17 protein-coding genes are annotated in these 22,337 nt (G+C 67.7%); 4 read left to right on the plus strand and 13 right to left on the minus strand.

Annotated features, from left to right (window positions below; translation table 11 throughout):
- Positions 1-461: 461 nt before the first annotated feature.
- From tyrS to UC32_RS05705, 3 genes are read right to left on the minus strand one after another with little or no spacing between them, the layout of a single operon-like run.
- The gene (gene tyrS, locus UC32_RS05695) at positions 462-1,775 is read right to left on the minus strand and encodes a tyrosine--tRNA ligase (protein ID WP_045730303.1); all 1,314 of its coding nucleotides are present in this window, start codon (positions 1,773-1,775) and stop codon (positions 462-464) included.
- Positions 1,776-1,808: 33 nt separating this feature from the next.
- Positions 1,809-4,037, minus strand: a complete 2,229-nt coding sequence (locus tag UC32_RS05700) for a HelD family protein (protein WP_045730304.1) — start codon at positions 4,035-4,037, stop codon at positions 1,809-1,811.
- A 52-nt stretch (positions 4,038-4,089) separates the two neighbouring features.
- Entirely contained in the window at positions 4,090-4,782 is a 693-nt protein-coding gene (locus tag UC32_RS05705; protein ID WP_045730305.1) for a DNA-3-methyladenine glycosylase, read from the minus strand.
- Positions 4,783-4,897: 115 nt separating this feature from the next.
- Here UC32_RS05705 and UC32_RS05710 point away from each other — a divergent pair, with 115 nt between their 5' ends.
- Positions 4,898-6,391, plus strand: a complete 1,494-nt coding sequence (locus UC32_RS05710; protein ID WP_045730306.1) for a DNA-3-methyladenine glycosylase 2 family protein — start codon at positions 4,898-4,900, stop codon at positions 6,389-6,391.
- Positions 6,388-6,882 (plus strand): methylated-DNA--[protein]-cysteine S-methyltransferase, encoded by a 495-nt coding sequence (locus tag UC32_RS05715; protein ID WP_045730307.1) that lies wholly within the window; start codon positions 6,388-6,390, stop codon positions 6,880-6,882. The genes UC32_RS05710 and UC32_RS05715 overlap by 4 nt, the downstream gene beginning before the upstream one ends.
- Before the next feature lie 86 nt (positions 6,883-6,968).
- Here UC32_RS05715 and UC32_RS05720 read toward each other — a convergent pair whose 3' ends face one another.
- From UC32_RS05720 to argC, 10 genes are all read right to left on the minus strand, one after another.
- On the minus strand, positions 6,969-7,730 hold the full coding sequence (locus UC32_RS05720; RefSeq protein WP_045730308.1) for a maleylpyruvate isomerase family mycothiol-dependent enzyme: 762 nt from the start codon (positions 7,728-7,730) through the stop codon (positions 6,969-6,971).
- A gap of 10 nt (positions 7,731-7,740) precedes the next feature.
- Positions 7,741-8,289 (minus strand): pyridoxine/pyridoxamine 5'-phosphate oxidase, encoded by a 549-nt coding sequence (locus UC32_RS05725; RefSeq protein ID WP_045730309.1) that lies wholly within the window; start codon positions 8,287-8,289, stop codon positions 7,741-7,743.
- 74 nt (positions 8,290-8,363) lie between these two features.
- On the minus strand, positions 8,364-9,794 hold the full coding sequence (gene argH / locus UC32_RS05730; RefSeq protein WP_045730310.1) for an argininosuccinate lyase: 1,431 nt from the start codon (positions 9,792-9,794) through the stop codon (positions 8,364-8,366).
- Positions 9,795-9,799: 5 nt separating this feature from the next.
- Complete coding sequence (locus tag UC32_RS05735; protein ID WP_045730311.1) at positions 9,800-11,005, minus strand: argininosuccinate synthase; 1,206 nt, start codon at positions 11,003-11,005, stop codon at positions 9,800-9,802.
- A gap of 45 nt (positions 11,006-11,050) precedes the next feature.
- On the minus strand, positions 11,051-11,581 hold the full coding sequence (locus UC32_RS05740) for an arginine repressor (protein ID WP_045730312.1): 531 nt from the start codon (positions 11,579-11,581) through the stop codon (positions 11,051-11,053).
- Positions 11,581-12,582, minus strand: a complete 1,002-nt coding sequence (gene argF / locus UC32_RS05745) for an ornithine carbamoyltransferase (protein WP_045730313.1) — start codon at positions 12,580-12,582, stop codon at positions 11,581-11,583. The genes UC32_RS05740 and argF overlap by 1 nt, the downstream gene beginning before the upstream one ends.
- The gene (locus UC32_RS05750; protein WP_045730314.1) at positions 12,579-13,850 is read right to left on the minus strand and encodes an acetylornithine transaminase; all 1,272 of its coding nucleotides are present in this window, start codon (positions 13,848-13,850) and stop codon (positions 12,579-12,581) included. The genes argF and UC32_RS05750 overlap by 4 nt, the downstream gene beginning before the upstream one ends.
- On the minus strand, positions 13,847-14,806 hold the full coding sequence (argB, locus tag UC32_RS05755) for an acetylglutamate kinase (protein WP_045730315.1): 960 nt from the start codon (positions 14,804-14,806) through the stop codon (positions 13,847-13,849). The genes UC32_RS05750 and argB overlap by 4 nt, the downstream gene beginning before the upstream one ends.
- 48 nt (positions 14,807-14,854) lie before the next feature.
- Positions 14,855-16,021 carry a bifunctional glutamate N-acetyltransferase/amino-acid acetyltransferase ArgJ gene (argJ, locus tag UC32_RS05760; RefSeq protein WP_045730316.1) on the minus strand — a complete coding sequence of 389 codons (1,167 nt, stop codon included), beginning with the start codon at positions 16,019-16,021 and terminating at the stop codon, positions 14,855-14,857.
- The gene (argC, locus tag UC32_RS05765) at positions 16,018-17,049 is read right to left on the minus strand and encodes an N-acetyl-gamma-glutamyl-phosphate reductase (RefSeq protein ID WP_045730317.1); all 1,032 of its coding nucleotides are present in this window, start codon (positions 17,047-17,049) and stop codon (positions 16,018-16,020) included. The genes argJ and argC overlap by 4 nt, the downstream gene beginning before the upstream one ends.
- Before the next feature lie 148 nt (positions 17,050-17,197).
- Here argC and UC32_RS05770 point away from each other — a divergent pair, with 148 nt between their 5' ends.
- Positions 17,198-18,163 carry a quinone oxidoreductase family protein gene (locus UC32_RS05770; protein WP_045730318.1) on the plus strand — a complete coding sequence of 322 codons (966 nt, stop codon included), beginning with the start codon at positions 17,198-17,200 and terminating at the stop codon, positions 18,161-18,163.
- A 210-nt stretch (positions 18,164-18,373) separates the two neighbouring features.
- Positions 18,374-22,324: a Pls/PosA family non-ribosomal peptide synthetase gene (locus UC32_RS05775; RefSeq protein ID WP_045730472.1), complete on the plus strand. Its 3,951-nt coding sequence runs from the start codon at positions 18,374-18,376 to the stop codon at positions 22,322-22,324.
- Positions 22,325-22,337: the final 13 nt, after the last annotated feature.

Below are 22,337 nucleotides of genomic sequence, written 5' to 3' on the forward strand. Positions count from 1 at the left end.
GGCTGCACAAAATTTGAAACCAGCTGTAAAAACCATGCCATCCACGGGATGGACAACACAGCAAATTCAACCAATCACATTACATAATCGGTATCAACAAACTTGGCACACTATTGAGTTCTCAAACAACAGACACATTCGAATATTCCCGAAACAATTCATTTAGCAATGAATATCTATTTCGTATTTCTTCGCTGCGATGTTTCAATCTTATTTCATTCAGTTTCACTTTTGCAAATCCGGCTGTTTTCCCGAGAATTCACTCTGCAGAACTGAATCCGCCCAGCGAAAAGTGAAGCATTTCTTCGTTCCATGCACCGCATGGCCAAGAATCGCTTCTCAATATCGGTTGGGGGTTTGTCACCACTCAGCGGCGGCGACTCAGAAAACAATACACGCCCCTCCGTGGCCGCGCAAATCGGCCGCAGAGGGGCGTGCAGGTGGTAGGTTTCGCTCCCCCGTTACGGGACCAGGACTTCCACCGTTGCCAGGTTCTTTTTGCCCCGGCGGAGCAGCAGGTACTGGCCGTGGAGGAGTTCTGATTCAGCAATAACCGCTTCCGGGTCCAGCACCTTTTCGTTGTTGACGTAGGCGCCGCCCTCACCAACAGTGCGCCGGGCCGCCGACTTGCTTTCCGACAGGCCGGACGCCACCAGCAGGTCCACAATTCCCAGCGCGTCCACCTGCACTGTGGCGGTGGGGAGCTCGGAGGTGGCCGCCTGCAGCGTCGGCTTGTCCAGCGCGGCAAGGTCACCGTTGCCAAAAAGGGCAGCGGACGCGGCGATAACTTTCTCGGTGGCGTCAACGCCATGAACCAGCGACGTCACTTCGAAGGCGAGCTTCCGCTGGCCTTCACGGGCGAAGGGGCGCTCGGCTACGGACGTGGCAATCTCCTCGATCTCCGCGCGGCTGAGGAAGGTGAAAACCTTGAGCCGGTCCACAACATCGGCATCTGCCGTGTTGAGCCAGAACTGGTAGAAGGCGTAGGGGCTGCACATGGCGGCATCGAGCCAGATGGCGTTTCCTTCGCTCTTGCCGAATTTGGTTCCGTCGGAGTTGGTGATCAACGGCGTTCCCAAGGCGTGGACGCTCTTACCTTCCACCTTGCGGATGAGCTCAGTGCCGCTGGTCAGGTTGCCCCACTGGTCCGAACCGCCGGTTTGCAGCATGCACGCGTAATCACGGTAGAGCTGCAGGTAGTCCATGCCCTGGAGGATCTGGTAGCTGAACTCCGTGTAGCTGATGCCCTCGTCCGAGCTGAGGCGGGACGCAACGGCGTCCTTGCGCAGCATGGTGCCTACGCGGAAGTGCTTGCCCACTTCGCGCAGGAAGTCGATGGCACTCAGCGGCGCAGTCCAGTCCAGGTTGTTCACCATCCGGGCGGCGTTGTCACCCTCGAAGCTGAGGAAACGGCGTACCTGGGCCTGGAGGTACCCCACCCACTCCGCGACGGTGTCCTTGGTGTTCAGGGTGCGTTCCGCCGTCGGCCGCGGGTCACCGATCATGCCGGTGGAACCGCCCACGAGGCCCAGGGGCTTGTGCCCGGCGAGCTGCAGCCGCCGCATGACCAGCAACTGGACCAGGTTGCCCAGGTGCAGGCTGGGTGCGGTGGGGTCGAAGCCGCAATAGTACGTGACCGGTCCGCCGGCGAGAAGCTTCTCAAGCTCGGCTTCGTCGGTGGAGACGTGGACGAGGCCACGCCACTTCAGCTCCTGCCAAACGTTGGCGAAGGTGGGGTCGTTCTGTTGCGTTTCGAGGCTGTTGATGTCTGGCACGCCTTCTAAGTTAGCAGTATCGAAGGCCCTGGATCAGCGGACGATGCCGGCCGGGACAGGCTGCGCCGCGATCAGCCGCAGGCGCTGCGTGGCGCGGGTCATCGCCACGTACAGGTCGCCCACCTTGCCGTGCTCGTGGTTCAGCATGGTGGACGGCTCCAGTACCACCACGCCGTCGAACTCCAGGCCCTTCGCTTCGCGGGGGCTGATGACCACGATGTCCTGCTCGTAGCTGCCGGCACCGGTACCGATGCGGCGCCCGTACGCCGAACACAACGCGGACGTGGCGGCGGGCAGCAGCTCACCGTCGGCAATCACGGCGAGCAGCCCGCCGTCGAGAGCTTCCAGTTCCTCGGGCAGGACCTCGACGAGGCGGCTGACCACCTGTCCCGCGTCCACTTCGTCAACGATGGGTGACCAGCGGCCCTCGCGGACGGCCTTGGGCGCGGACACCACCAGGCCGGCGGCGTTTGCCATCCGGACCGCGGCCTCCGCGATCTGGGACGGCGTGCGGTAGTTGACGGTCAGCTCCTCAAGCTGCCAGCGTTCACCGAACATCGGGGCCAGGGCGCCCTGCCAGGAGTTGGCGCCGGCCACGGAACTGGTCTGGGCAATGTCCCCAACAATGGTGAAGGACTTCAGCGGGCAGCGCCGGACGAGGAGCCGCCACTGCATGGGCGAGAGTTCCTGGGCTTCGTCCACCACGATGTGCCCGAAGGCCCAGGTGCGGTCGCTGGTGGCGCGCTCCGCAGCGGTTTGCCGGGCTTCCTGCTCCCGGTTCTGCTCGGCCAGCTCCTCCGCCGACATCAGCGGGTCCACGCCCGCCATCTGCATGTTTTCGAGGGTCTGCTTGGCGTTGGCGAGGTCCCGGGCGCGGTCGTGTTCCTGCTGGGCAAGCCCACGCCCCGCGGCGGGGTCCAGTTCGCCAAGCAGTTCCGCTGCCTCGTCCAGCAGCGGCACGTCCGCTTCGGTCCACGGCGCGTCCGCGGGCCGCCGCAGCAGCTCCCGCTCCGCCGGGGAGAGCAGCGGGGTGCAGAACTCCAGGATGGCGGGCTTGCTGAACAGCTCTGAGATCAGCTTTTCCGGCGTCATGGGCATCCAGCACAGATTCAGTGCGATCCGCACGTCCCGGGCGGTGCGGACGTCTTCGGCAAGGTAGGAGCGGTCGGCGTTGTTGCCGATGTTGTCCGCTTCGATCATGTCGGTGAGCTGTTCGGTCAGTTCACGCAGCAGGATCTTGACGAACGTCACGCGTGCCTCGTTGTGGGGCTTCCCGGTGGAACGCGCCCGCTCGCGTGCGCGGCGGACCTGCCGCGGCGTCAGGGTCAGCTTGCGGCCGTCCACCTCAAGGATGCGGTTGGCAGCAGGAGTCCGCTGGCGGTTGGAGACGGCGTTGGCCACGATCTTCGCCATGTCCAGGCGGCCCTTGATGGCGGCGACGTCGGGGTCGGCTTCGGGGACCGCGTGGATTCCGGGCATCAGGCGGCCCACGCTGGCCATGACGACGCCGGTCTCGCCCAGCGAGGGGAGCACGCGTTCGATGTACTTCATGAACGACGACGACGGGCCCACCAGCAGCACGCCTGCACTCTTGAGCCGGTCCCGGTGGGTGTACAGCAGGTAGGCGGCACGGTGCAGCGCCACGGCGGTCTTGCCCGTGCCGGGCCCGCCCTGCACCACCAGGGCGCCCGAGATGGAAGAACGGATGATCCGGTCCTGTTCAGACTGGATGGTGCTGACGATGTCCGACATCCGGCCGGTCCGTTTGGAGTTCAGCGCGGCCAGCAGGGCGCCCTCGCCCTGCAGGGATTCATCATCCGAGAGCATCGAGGCATCCAGCACATCGTCTTCAATGGCCTTGACTTCGCGGCCCTGCAGGATCAGGTGGCGGCGCCGGCGGACGCCCTGCCGGTCGAAGGCGGTGGCCTGGTAGAAATGCCCGGCCTCGGGGGCACGCCAGTCCACCATGAGCCGCTGCAGGTCCTCGGTGGTGAGGCCGATCCGGCCGATGTACTGTTCCTCGCCGGAGTCCAGGTCCAGGCGTCCGAAGACCAGGCGGTCGTCGACGGCGTCAAGTTGCGCCAGGCGGTCTTCGTACAGTGCCGCGAACGCGTCGCGCTCGGAGACGTTCTGCATGGTGCCCACGGCACCGGACCGGCGCACCTGCGCCAACTGCCGGCGTTTCTCCTCACGGAGCTCTTCCAGCCGGGCATACAGGCCGGCTACATACTCACGTTCGTGGGCCAAATCGGCGTCGAGCATTTAACGTTCCCCTATCGCGCAAGACAGACCGTCCATTCTACAACCATTTCCGTTAACGCTGGTGAAACCCGGCGCTCCCGGACACGGGAGGCTTTCGCGGCCTGGACCGCGGCTGGGCCGCCTTGTAGGCGGACACTGTGGGGTCGCCGGTAAGCCAGAAACGCCAGGCGTACTCCTCGGAGCCGCCGGCGCCGGATACACCCACCCGGGGACCGGAACTGATGTCCGGCGCCGGCCCGGACGGAAGCACCAGCCGGAACGGCGGGGCCAGGGCATCCCGGCCGCTGTCCGCCGTCGTCAGTCCCAATGCCTTGGCGAGCCGGGCCGGGCCGCGGGCAAGGTCCGCGGGCGTCTTCGACGTGGACCGCCTTAGCCGCGCAAGGCCAACGCCCTCCACGATTTCGCCGGCCCTCAGCAACAGTGCGGAGGCAACGCCTTCGGGCCCGCAGACGATGTTGGTGCAGTGGTGCATGCCGTAGGTGAAGTAGACGTACAGGTGCCCGGCCGGCCCGAACATGGGGGCATTCCGCGGGGTTTGGCCGCGGAAGGTATGCGATCCCGGATCCGGGTGCAGGGAGTCCTCGGGGCCGAGGTAGGCCTCCACCTCGGTGAGCCGGACTGCTACTGGTCCCTCGCGTGATTCGTGGGTCAGCACGGCCCCCAGCAGGAGCGGGGCCAGCTCCCGCGCGTCTCCGGTGAGGACCTCCCGCAGCGGACGGCCCGCCGTCGAAGGATATTCAGTCATGGCCAGACCCTACCCATATCCCCCGGAACTTACCGGAACACCACGGCCAACCGGGCTGCACGGAGGTGTCCGATTTCCGCTAGTGAAGGCCGCCCGGGGCTGGCAGGATGGAGGAATGGACTTTTGGCAGCGCTACCGTGCCATCGATGCACGGGACACCCGGTTCGACGGGCAGTTCTTCACGGCTGTCCGGACCACCGGGATTTACTGCCGCCCGTCTTGCCCGGCGCGCACACCCAAGGCGTCGAACGTGACGTTCTACGAAACGTCTGCCGCGGCGCACGACGCCGGCTACCGGGCCTGCAAGCGTTGCCTCCCGGAGGCTGTGCCCGGCACGCCGGCCTGGAATATCCGCCAGGACGTCGCCGGCCGGGCCATGCGCCTGATCAACGACGGCGTGATCAACAGGGACGGCGTGGAGGGCCTCGCCGCCCGGTTGGGGTACTCGTCGCGGCAGCTGAACAGGATCCTGACCCAGGAACTGGGCGCGGGCCCCCTGTCCCTGGCCCGGGCGGCCCGTGCGCAGACCGCCCGGACGCTCCTGGTCTCGACGGGCATGAAGCTGGCCGACATCGCGTTTGCCGCAGGGTTCAGCAGCGTCCGGCAGTTCAATGAAACGGTGGCTGAAGTCTTCGCCATGACTCCCTCCGCGCTCCGTGCCACCGCACGGCCAGGCGCCGCTGCCGGCGGAACCACGGCCCTGAGCCTCAGCCTTCCTTACCGGCGGCCCTTTGATCCGGGTATCTTCTCCTTCCTGGCCGTGCGCGCCATTCCCGGCATCGAGGTGGGAACGCCCACCTCCTACACACGCACGCTGCGCCTTCCCCATGGCGATGCCCGGTTTACGGTGGCGTACGACGACGGCGCCCGGGGGCGGCCGCTGACACTCACCGTCGGCGCGGTGGACCTGCGCGACCTGCCCGCACTGCTGAGCCGGGTCCGGCGGCTTTTCGACCTGGACGCCGACCCGGAGGCGATCGACGGCACCCTCGGCGTGGACCGGAGGCTCGCGGCGGCGGTGGCCGAAATACCGGGAATTCGGATGCCCGGCGCCCTCGATCCGCAGGAACTGCTGGTCCGCGCGATGGTGGGCCAGCAGATCACTGTGGCCGCGGCCCGCACGGCGCTGACCCAGCTTGCCGCCGCGGGCAGTCCCAGCAGTTCCCCCGCAGAAGGGCTGGACCGGATGTTTCCCACACCCGCGGAAACCGCGGCAGCAGGGCATCTGCTGCGCGGCCCCCGCCGGCGGACCGAGTCCCTCCTGCACGCTGCCTCAGCCATGGCTGACGGCAGGCTCCAGTTCGGCTACGGCGATGACCTCGCAAGCCTCACCGCGGCACTGTTGCCGCTGCCCGGCGTCGGGCCCTGGACGGTAGGCTACGTGGCCATGCGCGTCCTGGGCGCCCCGGACATTTTCCTGGCCAACGACGCAGCCGTCCGCAATGGAATACGCGCCCTTGACCCCGGCGGAGGTGCCGCCGCCCCGGACTTCCGCGAGGTCAGCCCGTGGCGCTCCTACGCCACCATGCACCTGTGGCGGGCGGCCGCTACGCCCAAGAAGCCAACACCCAAAAGTGACACAAATCCTCCCGTGAAAGTGATGCCATGACAGCCCAACTGCTGCAACTGTCCACCCCGGACGGACCGTTCACCATCCTCGCCCGCGACGGCGTGGTACTGGCGTCCGGGTGGACCGCCGGTCCCGGCGCATTGACCGGACAGATCCACCCCGCGCTGCTCCCTGTCTCGTTTGAAGAGGTGACAACGCTGGGCGGCATATCGGACGCCGTGGAGGCTTTCTACAGCGGAGATCCGGCACCCGCGATGGCCGTGCCCGTCCAGCAGCAGTCCGGGCCGTTCCGCTCCCATGCCTGGGATGTCCTGCGGCAGGTCAAGCCCGGGTTCCCGGTGACGTACAGCGAGTACGCGGCGCTGGCGGGCAACCCCAGGGCCGTCCGGGCCGCGGCCAGTGCCTGTGCGTTCAACGCGGCGGCCCTGTTTGTTCCGTGCCACCGGGTGATCCGGACGGACGGCAGCCTCGGCGGGTTCCGCTGGGGGCTGCAGGTCAAGGAAAGCCTGCTGGCGCGCGAGGCTGCCTGACACAGCTTCCACGTCCCGTTGCGCCATCACTTTTGGTTCCTAAAACCCCGGTTTAGGGACCAAAAGTGATAGGGCAACGAGGGGATCTACTTGGTGGCCGGAGTGGCGGCGGGCCAGGGCAGCAGCTCCGGAAGGTCCGTGCCGTCGGCATTGGCCGATGCGCGGAGGCTGCCGAGGGTGGGTTCCCGGCCGGCCAGCCAGGCGGCGAGGTCGGTGAGCATGCCGTTGACCACGGTGGAGTGGTTCCCGCTGCCCAGGGAAACCGGCGGCAGTCCGAGGGGCTGCAGGAGGAGTTTGTCGCCGGGCTGCACCCTCGGTTCGAGGAATTCGAAGAGGTGGCCGCAGAAGTCCCTCCCCCAGGTTTCGGGTCCCCTGCCGGTGAGCAGGTCAGCGTTGTGGATGGTGAGTTCGCGCCACAGGGCCAGCCCGCCGTCGAGCACCACTCCCCCACGGTAGGCGATGGGAGCCCACCATCCATTGCGGTTGGCGGACGAATCCTTGACCCCGGGGAGTGCATCGAATGCCCGCAGCGCCCGGTCAAGGGCGGTGGACAGATCGGCCTGGTGGGTGGCGGCGTCGTGGCCCGACGCCATGTCGGTGGCCCGGTTCCTGCCGTCCATGCCGCCGTCGTAAAGTTCTACCGTCTCTCCGCGGGCCGCGAACTCAAGCTGCCGGGCCATCGCGTTGGAGATTCCGGTGAGGTGCGCCAGGACGTGGCCGCGGGTCCACCCGGGAAGCGCGGACGGCGCCTTCACGTCCGCGTCCTTGAGTTTGGCGACGTCGGTGGTGAGGTGGCCGGCGGCCTTGTGGAGTGCGGGAAGCAGGTTATCCGGTGCTGGAGCTGTCATGGGGCTCATCCTAGTCCGCGGGTGTGCCGTTGCTCCCCAGCCTGTGCCGCACATGCTGGCGGTCGTTGCTGGCCTGCCAAAACTCGTACTCCGTCGGCTGGACGGCGTACAGCTGCCAGCCCGGGTTACTGCTGCCATCGCTGTGCGGGCGCTCCGCCCAGTCCAGGGCGGATGCCTCAGCCGACAGTTCGGCCACCGGACCGGCCACCCGGACCTGCCGCCCCAGGGACGGCCAATAGAAGTTCATCGCCGCCTGCGGCTCGGCGGTAAGTTCCTTGCCTTTGCGGGAGGTGCGGGATGTGGCGAAGTGCCAGCCGTCGCCGTCGATGTTCTTCAGGATCAGCATGCGCGACGACGGCTGCTGCCTTCCGCCGGAATCCTCGCCGACTGTCGCGAGGCTGAAAGCGTGTGGCTGCGGTTCGCCCGCTGCGAGGGCCTCATCCAGCCACTGCCTGAACAGTTCGGCGGGGTCCCGCGGCGCTGTGGCGGGGTCGAACTCCGGAAGGTTGGCCGGGAAATCCGGGAGGGCTCGGAGGAACGTGCGGAAGGATTCGCTCATGGCGCCATGCTAACCGGGGAGAGGTTTCGACAAGCTCAACCGGCGGTGGTGGTTGAGCTTGTCGAAACGAAAGGCTACCGCCCCGCGTACTCCCGCACGCCGGCAAGCTCGCTTTCGAGGGCAGCCAGCTGGCGTTCGACGGCGGCCGGCGCCGTTCCGCCCTGCGAGTTGCGGCTGTTCAGCGACCCCTCGGTGGAGAGCACAGTGCGGACCTCCGGGGTGAGGTGTGCCGAGATCGCGGCGTACTCCTCATCCGTCAGGTCCCACAGCTCAACGCCGCGGGATTCGGCCTGCTTGACGGCGGCACCGGACAGCTCGTGTGCTTCGCGGAACGGCACACCCTGGCGGACCAGCCATTCGGCAATGTCCGTGGCCAGCGCGAAACCCTGCGGAGCCAGCGACTCCATCCGCTCCCGGTTGAACGTCAGCGTGGCGACCATGCCGGACACGGCCGGGAGCAGCAGCTCCAGGGTGTCGGCGGCATCGAACACCGGTTCCTTGTCCTCCTGCAGGTCGCGGTTGTATGCCAGCGGCAGTCCCTTGAGCGTGGCCAGCAGCCCGGTCAGGTTGCCGATGAGGCGCCCTGCCTTGCCGCGGGCCAGCTCGGCAACGTCCGGGTTCTTCTTCTGCGGCATGATCGAGGACCCCGTGGAGTAGGAATCATGCAGCGTGACGAAGGAAAACTCCTTGGTGGCCCAGAAGATGACTTCCTCGGAGATCCGGGACAGGTCCACGCCGATCATCGAGCAGACCCAGGCGAACTCGGCGAAGACATCGCGGGCGGCGGTGCCGTCGATCGAGTTGTGCGCGGCGGAGAAGAAGCCGAGGTCCGCTGCCACCGCTTCCGGGTCCAGCCCCAGGGACGAACCGGCCAGAGCACCGGAGCCGTACGGGGAGACGCCGGCCCGCTTGTCCCAGTCCTGGAGCCGCTGCACGTCGCGCAGCAACGGCCAGGCGTGGGCCAGCAGGTGATGGCTGAGCAGGACCGGCTGGGCATGCTGCAGGTGGGTGCGGCCGGGCATGGCCACACCCTGGTGCGCCTTTGCCTGTTCCACAAGCGCATCGATGGTGGCCAGAACGCCGCGGGCGATGATCCGGGCGTGGTCCCGGAGGAACATCCGGCCCAGCGTTGCCACCTGGTCGTTGCGTGAGCGGCCGGCGCGGAGCTTGCCGCCCAGTTGGGGGCCGGCGCGTTCGATGAGTCCGCGTTCCAGCGAGCCGTGGACGTCCTCGTCGGATTCCGCCGGCAGGTAGGCGCCGGAGGCCACGTCCTCGTCCAGTTGCGTGAGCGCGGCGAGCATGCCCTCGAGCTCGGCGTCATCCAGCAGCCCGGCCTTGTGCAGCACGCGGGCGTGCGCCTTGGAGCCGGCGATGTCGTAGCGGGCCAGCCGCCAGTCGAAGTGCGTGGACTTGCTCAGCGCCGCCAGGGCGTCGGCGGGGCCGCCGGCGAACCGGCCGCCCCACAGCGCACCTGCGTTAGTTGCCTCGGTTTTTTGCTCAGCCACAGGGATTACTCCCCTGCGACCCGCAGGTCGCGGCCGGAGGCGACCTTGGAGGACATGCCCCACAGCTCGATGAAGCCGCGGGCCATCGACTGGTCGAAGGTGTCGCCGGTGTCGTAGGTGGCGAGGTCGAAGTCGTAGAGCGAGGTGTCCGAGCGGCGGCCGTTGACGATGGCCTGGCCACCGTGCAGCACCATGCGGATGTCGCCGGAGACGTACTTCTGGGTGTCCTCGATGAAGGCGTCCAGGGAGCGCTTCAGCGGCGAGAACCACTGTCCGTCGTAGACCAGCTCGGCCCAGCGCTGGCCGACTGTTGCCTTGAAGCGGGCCTGCTCGCGCTCGATGGTGATGTCCTCGAGGTGCTTGTGGGCGGTGATCAGGGCCATGGCACCCGGGGCTTCGTAGATTTCGCGGGACTTGATGCCCACGAGGCGGTCCTCGACGACGTCGATCCGGCCCACGCCCTGGGCGCCTGCACGGCGGTTCAGTTCCTGGATGGCCTGCAGCGGGGTGACCTTGACGCCGTCGATCGCCACCGGCACGCCGGCCTGGAAGGAGATGGTGACCTCGTCCGGAGCCGGCGGGAATTCCGGCGTGGCGGTGTAGTCGTAGATGTCCTTGGTGGGGGCGTTCCAGATGTCCTCAAGGTAGCCGGTTTCGACGGCGCGTCCCCAGACGTTCTGGTCGATCGAGTACGGGTTCTTCTTGGTGGTCTCGATCGGCAGGCCCTTTTCCTCGGCGAAGGCGATGGCCTTGTCGCGGGTGAGCGCGAGGTCACGGACGGGTGCGATGCACTTCAGGTCCGGGCCGAGGGTCTGGATGCCCACTTCGAAGCGGACCTGGTCGTTGCCCTTGCCGGTGCAGCCGTGGGCAACGGTGGTGGCGCCGAATTCGCGGGCGGCCTTGACCAGGTGCTTGACGATGACCGGGCGGGAGATGGCGGAGACCAGGGGGTAGTGGCCCTGGTACAGGGCGTTGGCCTTCAGCGTGGGCATGGCGTATTCGTTGGCGAATTCGTCACGGGCGTCGGCAACGTAGGCCTCCACGGCGCCGCAGCCGAGGGCACGCTGGCGGATGGTCTCGAGGGACTCGCCGCCCTGTCCGACGTCGACGGCCACAGCGATGACCTCTGCACCGGTGGCTTCACCGATCCAGCCGATGGCTACGGACGTGTCCAGGCCGCCGGAGTAGGCAAGCACAATGCGTTCAGTCACTTCAGATGCTCCTTGTTGGGGTTGGTTGGTTGATTGTCTTCAAGCTTATTGCCCGGCGTCTTCGGCCAGCTGCAGGAAGCGGGCTGCGAGGTCCGGGCCGCCCAGCGGGTCGCGGGAGACCAGCAGGACAGTATCGTCACCGGCGATGGTGCCCAGGATGGACGGCATCACCGAGTGGTCAATGGCCAGGGCCAGGAAGTTCGCGGCGCCCGGCGGGGTGCGCAGGACCACCAGGTTGGCAGATGCTTCCGCCGTCACCAGCAGTTCGCTGCACAGCCGGGCGAGCCTGGCGTCCAGGATCTCCTGGCTCACGCCGCTTCGCGCCGACCGCTCGCCGCCCTCAGCCGGTACAGCGTAGACCAGGGCGCCTTCCTTGCCGCGGACGCGGACGGCCCCCAGTTCCACCAGGTCACGCGACAGCGTCGCCTGGGTGACCTGGACGCCGTCGTCCGCCAGCAGGGCCGCAAGCTCGGCCTGTGACCGCACCGACTGGCCCGTGAGGATGGCAGTGATGCGCGCCAGCCGGGCAGTTTTGGTGGCCGGGCTGGAGCCCGGAACCGACGGGTTGGTGGACACTAGAACGTGCTCTCCCCGGTACCTTCAACGGGAGCCAGTCCGTCAACGAAGGCCAGGCCTGACCGGTGCATCAGCCACGCCATGAGCGCCTTCTGGGCGTGCAGCCGGTTCTCGGCCTCGTCCCAGACGATCGACTGCGGGCCGTCAATGACGCCGGCGGAGATTTCGTAGCCGCGGTAGGCGGGCAGGCAGTGGAGTACGACGGCGTCGTCCGCGGCAAGTGCCAGGGCGGACTCGTCCACGGAGTAGTCGCGGAACAGCTGGAGCCGGGCTTCCTTTTCGGCTTCCTGACCCATCGAGACCCAGGTGTCGGTGGCCACGACGTCGGCGCCCCGCAGGGCTTCCTTGGCATCCGTGGTGATGAGTACCGAGCCGCCCGTTTCGGCCGCGCGTTCCTCCGCGGCTGCCACGATCTCCGCGGCCGGCAGGTACCCCTCCGGTCCGGCGATGCGGACGTGCATGCCTGCGGTGACGCCCGCCAGCAAGTAGGAGTTGGCCATGTTGTTGGCGGCGTCCCCCAGGTAGCTCATGGTGAGCCCCTTCAGTTCGCCCTTGTGCTCCTTGACGGCGAGGAGGTCTGCCAGCAGCTGGCACGGGTGGTAGTCGTCGCACAGGGCGTTGATGACCGGAACCTTTGAATTCCCGGCCATGGCCACCAGGCCTGCGTGCGCTCCGGTCCGCCACACGATGGTGGAAACCATCCGTTCGAGGACCTTGGCAGTGTCCTCCACTGATTCCTTGTGGCCGATCTGCGCCTCGCCCGGGTTGATGATCAGGGCGTTGCCGCCCATGTCGGCGATGCCGGTGGCGAAGGAAACCCGGGTGCGGGTGGAGGTCTTGTCGAAGATGACAGCAACGGTCTTGCGTCCGCTGCCCTCTGCGGCGAACGGCTGGACACTGTACGGCGCGGCCTTCATGCGGACAGCGAGCTCCAGTACTTCCGCCTGCTCGGCGGGGCTGAGGTCTGTGTCCTTGAGGAAGTGCCGGGTTGCGGTGGTCACGATGCGTCCTTAGCTGCTTGGAGGATGGCCGGGAAGGCTTCGAGGAAGGTATCGGCCTGGGCCGTGGTGAGGATGAGCGGCGGCGCCAGGCGGATGGTGCGCGGGCCGGGGCTGTTGACGATGAAGCCGGCGTCAAGTCCTGCCTGCACGACGCCGGGTGCCACCTCGGCGTCGAGGTCGAAGCCGATCAGCAGGCCTTCGCCCCGGACCTCCGTGACGCCGGGAATGGCTGCCAGCGCGGAGCGCAGGTGCTCCCCCACCGCGGCAACGTTCGCCAGCACGTGCTGGCTTTCCAGCGCGTGCAGCGTGGCCAGGGCCGCCGCGGTCGCCACCGGATTGCCGCCGAAGGTGGTGCCGTGCTGGCCCGCGGACAACAGCGATGACGTCTGCTCGCCGAACGTGAGCAGGGCTCCGATGGGGAACCCGCCGCCCAGTCCCTTGGCCAGCGTGACGGCGTCGGGCATGATGCCGGCGTCCTCGCTGGCAAGCCATTTGCCGGTGCGGCCGATGCCGGTCTGGACCTCGTCCAGGATGAGCAGCGCACCCGTCCGGGCGGTCAGCTCCCGGGCAGCTTTCAGGTAGCCCAGTGGCAGCGGGCGCACGCCGGCCTCGCCCTGGATGGGCTCCAGGAACACTGCTGCCACGGTCTCGTCAATAGCTGCCTTGAGGGCTTCGACATCGCCGAAGGGAATGTGCACCACGCCGCCGGGCAGCGGCTCGAACGGGGTGCGGTACGCCTCTTTGGCTGTCAGGGCGAGGGCGCCCATGGTCCGACCGTGGAATGCTCCCTCAAGGGCGATGATCTTGGTCCGTTTGGTGTCGCCGGTGCCGGTGTTGCGGCGGGCCAGCTTGAAGGCGGCCTCGTTCGCTTCAGTTCCGGAGTTACTGAAGAACACCTTGGACCCGGCCGGCGCCTGCGCCAGTTCCAGCAGCTTTTCCGCGAGAGCCACCTGGGTGGGGCTGGTGAAGAAGTTGGACACGTGGCCCAGGGTGGCCAGCTGGCTCGAAATGACCGATGTGACGAATGGGTGGGCGTGGCCCAGGGCATTGACGGCGATGCCACCCAGAAGGTCCAGGTATTCCTTGCCGTCGGCGTCCCACACCAGGCAGCCGGCGCCGCGGACCAGGACGCGCTGCGGGGCGCCGAACACACCCATCAGCGACGAGGAGTAGCGGGAGAGCCATTCGGACCCGGCGTGGCCGGTAGTTTCAACCAGCTCGGAAACGGGGGTTGCAGCAGGTTCAACCGCCGCGGTGTGCTTGCTCATGCGTTTGTCTCCTCGTCCGGGACCACCTGGGTGCCGATGCCCGCCGTCGTAAATGTTTCCAGAAGCATGGAGTGCGCCAGGCGCCCGTCGACGATGTGCGCACGTTCCACGCCTTCGTCGATGGCCTTCAGGCATGCAGCCATCTTGGGGATCATCCCGGATTCAAGCCGGGGCAGCATGTCCCGCAACTCGGATGCGGTCAGGGATGAGATCAGGGAGGACTTGTCCGGCCAGTTGGCGTAGAGGCCTTCGACGTCGGTCAGGATCACCAGTTTCGAGGCACCCAGTGCGGACGCCACCGCGGCAGCTGCAGTGTCCGCGTTGACGTTCAGGACCTGGCCGGTGGGCTGGAAGCGGGCGGCGCCGGGAACGCCGTCACCGCCGTCGACGATTTCCGGAGCAACGGTGGAGATGACCGGGATGCGGCCGGCGTCGAGGATGTCCACGATGCCTGCGGGGTCGACGCCGACCACCTCGCCTACCAGCCCGAGGTCCACGTCTTCGCCGTCCACCACGGTCCCGGTGCGGACGGCGCGCAGCAGGCCGCCGTCCTCGCCGGACATGCCCACGGCGTAGGGGCCGTGGGAGTTGATGAGGCCCACAAGTTCCCTGCCCACCTGGCCGGTGAGGACCATGCGGACCACGTCCATGGCCTCAGGGGTGGTGACGCGGAGGCCGCCCTTGAATTCGGATTCGATGCCCAGCCGGCCCAGCATGGAGTTGATCTGCGGGCCACCGCCATGGACCACCACGGGGTGGATACCCACATGGTGCAGGAAGACAATGTCCTCGGCGAAGGCCCGGCGGAGTTCGTCGTTGACCATGGCGTTGCCGCCGTACTTGATCACCATGGTGGTGCCGGCGAACCGCTGGATCCAGGGCAGGGCCTCGATGAGGGTTGCAGCCTTGTCCTGGGCGTCGGACATGCTGGTGGTCTCACGCGTCTGGGTGTTCATGCTGTCTCTTCCGCAAAAGTAGGCAAACGTGCTGGAAACGTGGAGCGCCTAGCTCGAGTAGGCGCTGTTTTCGTGCACGTAGTCGTGGGTGAGGTCGTTGGTCCAGATGGTCGCCTCGGCGTCGCCGGCCTGCAGGTCGATTTCCACCAGGACTTCGCGCGGCTCCAGGTCCACCAGGCCCCGGTCGTCGCCGATGCTGCCGTTGCGGCAGATCTGGATGCCGTTCATGGCCACATTGAGCTTGTCAGCCTCGAAAACGGCGTCGGTGGTGCCAACGGCGGACAACACACGGCCCCAGTTGGGGTCCTTGCCGAAAATGGCTGCCTTGAACAGGTTGGACCGGGCCACCGAGCGGCTGACCGTTTCAGCGTCCGCTTCGCTCGCGGCATTAAACGTCCGGATGGCGATGTCGTGGCTGGCACCTTCGGCGTCGCCGATCAGCTTCCGGGCGAGCTCGGCGCAGACCTGGGTCAGGCCGGCACCAAACGCTTCCGCTCCCGGCACCGCGCCGGAGGCGCCCGAGGCGAGCAGGACCACGGTGTCGTTCGTGGACATGCAGCCGTCGGAGTCGGCGCGGTCAAAGGTGACACGGGTGGCGTCGCGGAGGACGACGTCGAGCATTTCGGGCTCGACGGCGGCATCCGTGGTGAGCACCACCAGCATGGTGGCCAGGCCGGGGGCCAGCATGCCGGCGCCCTTGGCGATCCCGCCAATGGTGAATTCCTGGCCGTCCGCATCGGTTCCGATGAACAGCGCGGACTTGGGGACGCTGTCAGTGGTCATGATGGCCGTGCCGGCGTCCGGGCCGCCGTCGGCGCTGAGGGCAGCGGCGGCTGCCTCGACGCCGGGGAGGATCTTGTCCATGGGGAGCTGCTCGCCGATCAGGCCAGTGGAGCAGACAAAGACATCCGTCGCGGAAATCTTCAGCACCTCCGCCACCTTCTCGGCCGTGCTGTGGGTGTTCTGGAAACCGGTGGGTCCGGTGCACGCGTTGGCCCCGCCGGAGTTGAGGATGACAGCGTCCACGCGGCCGTCGGACACAACCTGGCGGGACCAGTGCACCGGAGCCGCCGCAACGCGGTTGCTGGTGAAGACGGCGGCTGCGGCCTTGGACGGGCCGTCATTGACCACCAGGGCGAGGTCCGGGTTTCCCGAGGCCTTCAGCCCGGCAGTGACGCCGGCGGCCCGGAATCCCTGGGGTGCGGTAATGGTCACGGGGCTACTCCCTGCAGGTTGAGGCCGGCGGTTTCCTGCAGGCCGAGTGCGATGTTCATGGACTGGACGGCTCCGCCGGCAGTGCCTTTGGCGAGGTTGTCGATCACGCAGGTGACGATCACCCGGCCGGTGTGGGCATCGAAGGCCAGCTGCATGGCGGCGTGGTTGGAGCCCTGGACGGACTTCGTACCGGGCCACTGGCCTTCGGGCAGCAGGTGGACGAACGGTTCGTCGTCGTAGGCGTCTGCCCAGGCCTGGCGCAGCTGCTCCGCCGTTGTACCGGCTTTCACCTTCGCTGTGGCAGTGGTCAGGATGCCGCGGCTCATCGGAGCCAGGGTGGGCGTGAAGGAAACGGTGACCTGCTCCCCCGCCGCATTGGACAGGCCCTGCTCGATTTCCGGTGTGTGCCGGTGGCCGCCGCCCACACCGTAGGGACTCATGGAGCCCATGACTTCGGCGCCGATCAGGTTGACCTTGGCGGCCTTGCCCGCGCCGGAGGTGCCGGACGCGGAAACGATCACGACGTCGTCGGGCTCCAGGAGGTTTGCGGCGAACCCCGGGGTCAGGGCAAGCAGCGCGGACGTGGGGTAGCACCCAGGCACGGCGATCCGGGTGGCGCCTTTGAGGGCCTCGCGCTGGCCGGGCAGTTCGGGAAGGCCGTAGGGCCAGGTGCCGGCATGGGCCGAGCCGTAAAACTTCTCCCAGGCTGCGGGGTCTTCGAGGCGGTGGTCTGCGCCGGCGTCGATCACCACGGTGCCTTCCGGCAGCTGCGCAGCGATTTCTGCGGACGCACCGTGCGGCAGGGCAAGGAAGACGACGTCGTGGCCGGAGAGGTTCTCCACGGTGGTGTCCTCAAGGATGCGGCTGGCCAGCCCGTGCAGGTGCGGCTGCAGCTCGCCAAGCCGCGATCCGGCGTTGCTGTGGGCGGTGATGGCACCGATCGTGACGTCCGGGTGTCCGGCAAGGATGCGGAGCACTTCCCCGCCCGCGTAGCCGCTGGCGCCCGACACTGCAACAGAAATAGTCATGATCCGACTATACAACAATATTTATGCATAGTCACCGATACTTATGCATGCAGCTCCCGTAAGCGTTCGCAGACCTGGGAATGAAGGGAATCCCTAGGATGGTTGGAGCAGCCGGAGGCCGGAAACGCCGGCCCGGGAAGGGGAAGCAATGACGCACGCAATCGTCGCACGCCAGGCAGGCGGACCGGAAGTCCTGGAGTACACGGAGGTTGACCGCCCGGTCCCGGGCCCAGGACAGCTGCTGGTCAGGGTTGGGGCGGCCGGGGTCAACTTCATTGATACCTACAAGCGCGGCGGTGTCTACAAGGTCCAGTACCCTTTCATCCCCGGCTCCGAAGCCGCCGGCACGGTGGAAGCGGTGGGTGAGGGTGTGACCGCGTTCGCGGCAGGGGACCGCGTGGCCACGGCCGAGGGCGTCAACTGTTACGCCGAGTATGCGCTGGTAGATGAGGACGCCGCGCTCCCGGTTCCAGCCGGGCTGGATGACTTTACGGCCGCAGCCCTCCCCCTGCAGGGCATGACCGCGCACTACCTGATGAACTCCACTTTCAAGGTGGAACCCGGCCACACCGTCCTGCTGCATGCCGGCGCCGGCGGCGTGGGACTGCTCCTCATCCAACTGCTGAAGGCCCGCGGCGCTGAGGTCATCACCACGGTTTCCACCGACGACAAGGAACAGCTGGCACGTGAAGCCGGTGCTGACCACGTGCTGCGGTATGACGGCTTCTCCGCCAGGGTCCGGGAAATCACCGGTGGCACCGGCGCGGATGTGGTGTATGACGGCGTCGGCAAGGACACGTTCGACGGCTCACTGGAGGCTCTCCGGATCCGCGGAACCCTGGTTCTCTTCGGCGCCGCGTCAGGCCCGGTCCCGCCGGTGGATCCGCAGCGCCTCAACGCCGGCGGCTCGCTGTTCCTGACCCGGCCCACCATGGGGCATTACCTCCAGGATGCCGCCGAAAGGCGCTGGCGTTCCGGCGAAATCTTTGCGGCGGCGGCGGACGGCACCCTGAAGGTCCGCATCGGCGCACGCTATCCGCTGTCCCAGGCGGAGCAGGCGCACCGGGACCTCGAAGGCCGCCGCACCACCGGAAAGGTAGTCCTGGTTCCCTGAGGCCGGGCCGCCACGGCTGAACGTGCGGTGAACAGCCAGTCCCGCCAGGCTGGCGGAACCCGGCGCGCCGGACACCTGTTGTTCACCTTGCCGGGGCAAAATGCCCGGGTGACTCAGCAGCAGGTCCCTCTGGGGGATATCCATTCCGGCGCCGTGCCGGCCACGCCCCATCAGTCCGGCGGTTTCCAGCCCGCTGGGTCCCCGGAACCGGTGCCCGCGGGCGCCTCAACCCCGGGTACGGCCCAGCCTCAGGGCGCGCACGCTCCGCAGTTTCCGGGTGCATCGGCCGCACCGCCCATCCGGACGCTGATTGATATCCTCCAGGACTCCGCCGCCCGCTTTCCCGACGCATCGGCGCTCGACGACGGCCGTGTGTCGCTCAGTTACGCGCAGCTTATGGACGAGGTACGGTCCGCCGGCCGCCGCCTCCACCGGGCGGGCCTGGGTGCCGGCGACCGCATCGGCGTGCGGATTCCTTCGGGCACCAACGAGCTGTATGTGTCGATCCTTGCCGTCCTGCTGGTGGGCGGGGCCTACGTCCCGGTCGACGCGGACGATCCCGACGAACGGGCCCGGCTGGTTTTTAACGAAGCCAAGGTCGCCGCCGTGGTGGAAGGCGGGCAGGTGATCAGCCCCGGCACGGCTGGAGGCCGCCGCCCAGGGCCCTTTGCGGGCGCCCGCCCGCCTGTGCCGGACGACGATGCGTGGATCATCTTCACCTCCGGCTCCACCGGAACACCCAAGGGAGTGGCGGTCCGGCACCGCTCGGCCGCCGCGTTCGTGGACGCCGAGGCAAGGATCTTCCTTCAGGGCGAGCCGTTGGGTCCCCAGGACCGGGTGCTGGCCGGGCTCTCCGTGGCCTTCGACGCTTCCTGCGAAGAGATGTGGCTGGCCTGGCGGCATGGCGCCTGCCTGGTACCCGCACCCCGCGCGCTGGTCCGTACAGGCATGGACCTTGGCCCCTGGCTGATCAATCACGGCATCACCGCCGTTTCCACAGTCCCCACCCTCGCGGCGCTGTGGCCCGCTGAATCCCTGGAAAACGTCCGCCTGCTCATCTTCGGCGGCGAAGCCTGCCCACCCGAACTGGCGGAGCGCCTTGCAGTGGAGGGCCGCGAGGTCTGGAACACCTATGGTCCCACCGAAGCGACCGTGGTTGCCTGCGCCGCCCCCTTGGGCGGTTCCGGCCCCGTGCGGATTGGCCTGCCCCTGGACGGCTGGGACCTCGCCGTCGTCGACGCCCTTGGCGTTCCGGTGCCCGAAGGCGGGACGGGTGAGCTGATCATTAGCGGCGTGGGGCTGGCCCGCTACCTCGACCCCGCCAAGGACGCCGAAAAATACGCTCCCATGCCCAGCCTGGGCTGGGAGCGTGCGTACCGCTCCGGTGACCTCGTCCGCTTCGAGCAGGCAGGCCTCATCTTCCAGGGCCGCGCCGACGAACAGGTCAAACTGGGCGGCCGCAGGATCGAGCTCGGCGAAATCGACTCCGCCATGCAGTCGCTGCCAGGGGTTGCCGGTGCGGCCGCCGCCGTACAGACGACGGCGGCCGGCAACCAAATCCTGGTGGGCTACCTGGCTCCTGCTGCCGGAGCGGACCTGGACCTTGCTGAGGCACGCGGGCACCTTGCAGGAAGCCTGCCGGCTGCGCTGGTGCCCCTCCTGACGGTGGTGGATTCGCTGCCCACCAAGACCAGCGGCAAGGTGGACAGGCACGCCCTGCCCTGGCCACTCGCCGGTGCCGGCGCAGCGGAGGCGGACGCTGCACCCCTGAACCTGCCAGGGGACGCCGCCTGGATCGTGGAGCAATGGAGCAGCATCCTGGGCAGTCCGGTGACATCGCTGGACGCGGACTTCTTTGCGTACGGCGGCGGATCCCTGTCCGCCGCGCAGCTGGTCTCCGCGCTCCGGGTCCGCTATCCCACCATTACGGTGGCCGATATTTACGCCACACCCCGGGTGGGAGCACTGGTGGAGTTGGCACGGCAGTCGCAGCCCGATGGCTCCTTGGGCCCAGCCAGGGACCGCACCGTGCGGCCCACTGCACGCAAATCCCAGGTGTTCCAGACGCTGATGGGCGTGCCGCTGCACATTTTGGTGGGCATGCGCTGGCTGACCTACCTGATGGCGGCCAACAACCTGCTGGCATCGCTGGCCGGGTTCACCGCAGCACCAACTGTTTCGTGGTGGTGGGTGGCGGCCTCCTGGCTGGTGTTTGTCAGCCCGGCAGGACGGATGCTGCTGGCGGTTGCCGCCGCACGGTTCCTGCTGCGCGGTGTTCGGCCCGGCACGTATCCGCGTTCCGGGCGGGTCCACCTCCGGCTGTGGCTGGCGGAGCAGATCCAGGACCTTGCCGGAGCCATCAGCCTGGCCAGCGCACCATGGGTTCCCTATTACGCCCGCGCGCTGGGCGCGAAGATTGGCCGGGACGTCCAGCTGCATTCGCTGCCGCCGGTTACCGGGCTGCTGACGCTGGGCCGGGGCGCCAACGTGGAGCCGGAGGTGGATCTGTCCGGGTGGTGGATCGACGGCGACCACGTCCACATCGGCGCCGTCCGCATCGGCGCCGGCGCGTCGGTGGGGGCCCGCAGCACGCTGATGCCTGGAACGTCCATCGGCGCCGGGGCGCAGGTGGAAACGGGCTCGGCGGTCTCCGGGAAGGTCAAGGCCGGGCAGCTGGTGGCGGGCTCGCCGGCCCGCCGGCAGGGAAAAGCCAAGCATTCCGCTCCGGAAGCGCCGGTCCTGGGCCCCGTGGCCGCGAAAGCCTGGTTCGGCGGCTTCGCGCTGGCCTCGGCAGTACTGTCCCTTATCCCTTTCGTGTCCGCAGCGGCGGCAGCCTGGGTGGCGTACCTGTTCATCCAGGGCGGGGCGTCCCTCAGCGGCTCACTGCCCCGGCTCCTGCCGGCCCTGGCACCGGCCGCGCTCACCTGGTTTGCCGCGAACGCCCTCCTCATCCTGGCCGCGACACGGCTCCTCAGCGTTGGCATCACCGAGGGCTACCACCGGGTCCGCAGCAGGGTGGGCTGGCAAATCTGGGCCACCGAACGGGTCCTCGACCTTGCCAGGGACCTGCTGTTTCCCATCTACGCCAGCCTTTTCACACCGGTGTGGCTGCGCCTGCTGGGAGCCAAAATCGGCAGGAACGTGGAAGCCTCCACGGTGCTGCTGATCCCCACGATGACCACGGTGGGGGAAGGCGCCTTCCTTGCGGACGACACCATGGTGGCCTCCTACGAGCTGGATGGCGGGTGGCTGCGCGTTGCCCCGGCCAAGATCGGCAAACGGTCCTTCCTGGGCAACTCCGGCATGACCGCGGCGGGCCGGAACGTCCCCAAGAACTCGCTGGTGGCTGTCCTGTCCGCCACGCCGGCCAAGGCCAAGTCCGGCACCTCCTGGCTGGGCAGTCCGCCTGTCCGCCTCCGCCGCACAGCCATCGCCTCGGATGACACCCGGACCTTCCAGCCTCCGCTGAAGCTCAAGGTTGCCAGGACGCTGTGGGAGCTCTGCCGGTTCGTTCCCGTCATGCTCACGGTGGGCATCGCCGGCGGCGCCATGCTGGTCTTCGACTGGTTGGCCGCCACCTTCAGCTACGGAGTGGCAGCACTGCTCAGCGGGGTCGTCATGCTGCTGGCCGGTTTTGTCGCGGCGCTCTTCGCCGTCGCCGCCAAGTGGATCCTGGTGGGACGGATCCGGGCTGGCGAGCACCCCCTCTGGAGCTCGTTTATCTGGCGCAACGAAGTGGTGGACAGCTTCATCGAACTGGTCAGCGCACCGTGGTTCGCCCGGGCCGCGTCCGGTACCCCTGCGCTGGTCTGGTGGCTGCGTGCGCTCGGAGCGAAGATCGGCACGGGCACCTGGTGCGAAAGCTACTGGCTGCCCGAGGCGGACCTGGTGACCCTCGGCCGGAACGCCACCGTGAACCGGGGCTGCGTGGTCCAGACGCACCTGTTCCACGACAGGGTGATGAGCATTGACGCTGTTACCCTCGAAGACGGGGCCACCATGGGCCCGCACGGGGTCATCCTGCCCCAGGCCAGCGTGGGTGCCGGCGGAACGGTGGGTCCCGCGTCCCTGGTGATGCGCGGCGAGTCCGTCCCGGCCGCCACGTACTGGATGGGCAACCCGGTCAGCCCATGGAACGGCCCTGCAACACCGTCTGCCTAGCAACCGAAGGTCG

Source organism: Pseudarthrobacter chlorophenolicus (genome assembly GCF_000962805.1).
Taxonomy (GTDB): Bacteria; Actinomycetota; Actinomycetes; order Actinomycetales; family Micrococcaceae; genus Arthrobacter; species Arthrobacter chlorophenolicus_A.

What these genes read in the sequence shown, in the direction of transcription:
- UC32_RS05725 (WP_045730309.1), bottom strand. Translation starts at nt 8,289, where the DNA reads ATGAGCGAATCCTTCCGCACGTTCCTCCGAGCCCTCCCGGATTTCCCG.
- argC (WP_045730317.1), bottom strand. Translation starts at nt 17,049, where the DNA reads ATGACTATTTCTGTTGCAGTGTCGGGCGCCAGCGGCTACGCGGGCGGG.
- UC32_RS05770 (WP_045730318.1), top strand. Translation starts at nt 17,198, where the DNA reads ATGACGCACGCAATCGTCGCACGCCAGGCAGGCGGACCGGAAGTCCTG.
- argB (WP_045730315.1), bottom strand. Translation starts at nt 14,806, where the DNA reads ATGAACACCCAGACGCGTGAGACCACCAGCATGTCCGACGCCCAGGAC.
- UC32_RS05720 (WP_045730308.1), bottom strand. Translation starts at nt 7,730, where the DNA reads ATGACAGCTCCAGCACCGGATAACCTGCTTCCCGCACTCCACAAGGCC.
- UC32_RS05710 (WP_045730306.1), top strand. Translation starts at nt 4,898, where the DNA reads ATGGACTTTTGGCAGCGCTACCGTGCCATCGATGCACGGGACACCCGG.
- UC32_RS05705 (WP_045730305.1), bottom strand. Translation starts at nt 4,782, where the DNA reads ATGACTGAATATCCTTCGACGGCGGGCCGTCCGCTGCGGGAGGTCCTC.
- UC32_RS05750 (WP_045730314.1), bottom strand. Translation starts at nt 13,850, where the DNA reads ATGAGCAAGCACACCGCGGCGGTTGAACCTGCTGCAACCCCCGTTTCC.
- UC32_RS05700 (WP_045730304.1), bottom strand. Translation starts at nt 4,037, where the DNA reads ATGCTCGACGCCGATTTGGCCCACGAACGTGAGTATGTAGCCGGCCTG.
- UC32_RS05715 (WP_045730307.1), top strand. Translation starts at nt 6,388, where the DNA reads ATGACAGCCCAACTGCTGCAACTGTCCACCCCGGACGGACCGTTCACC.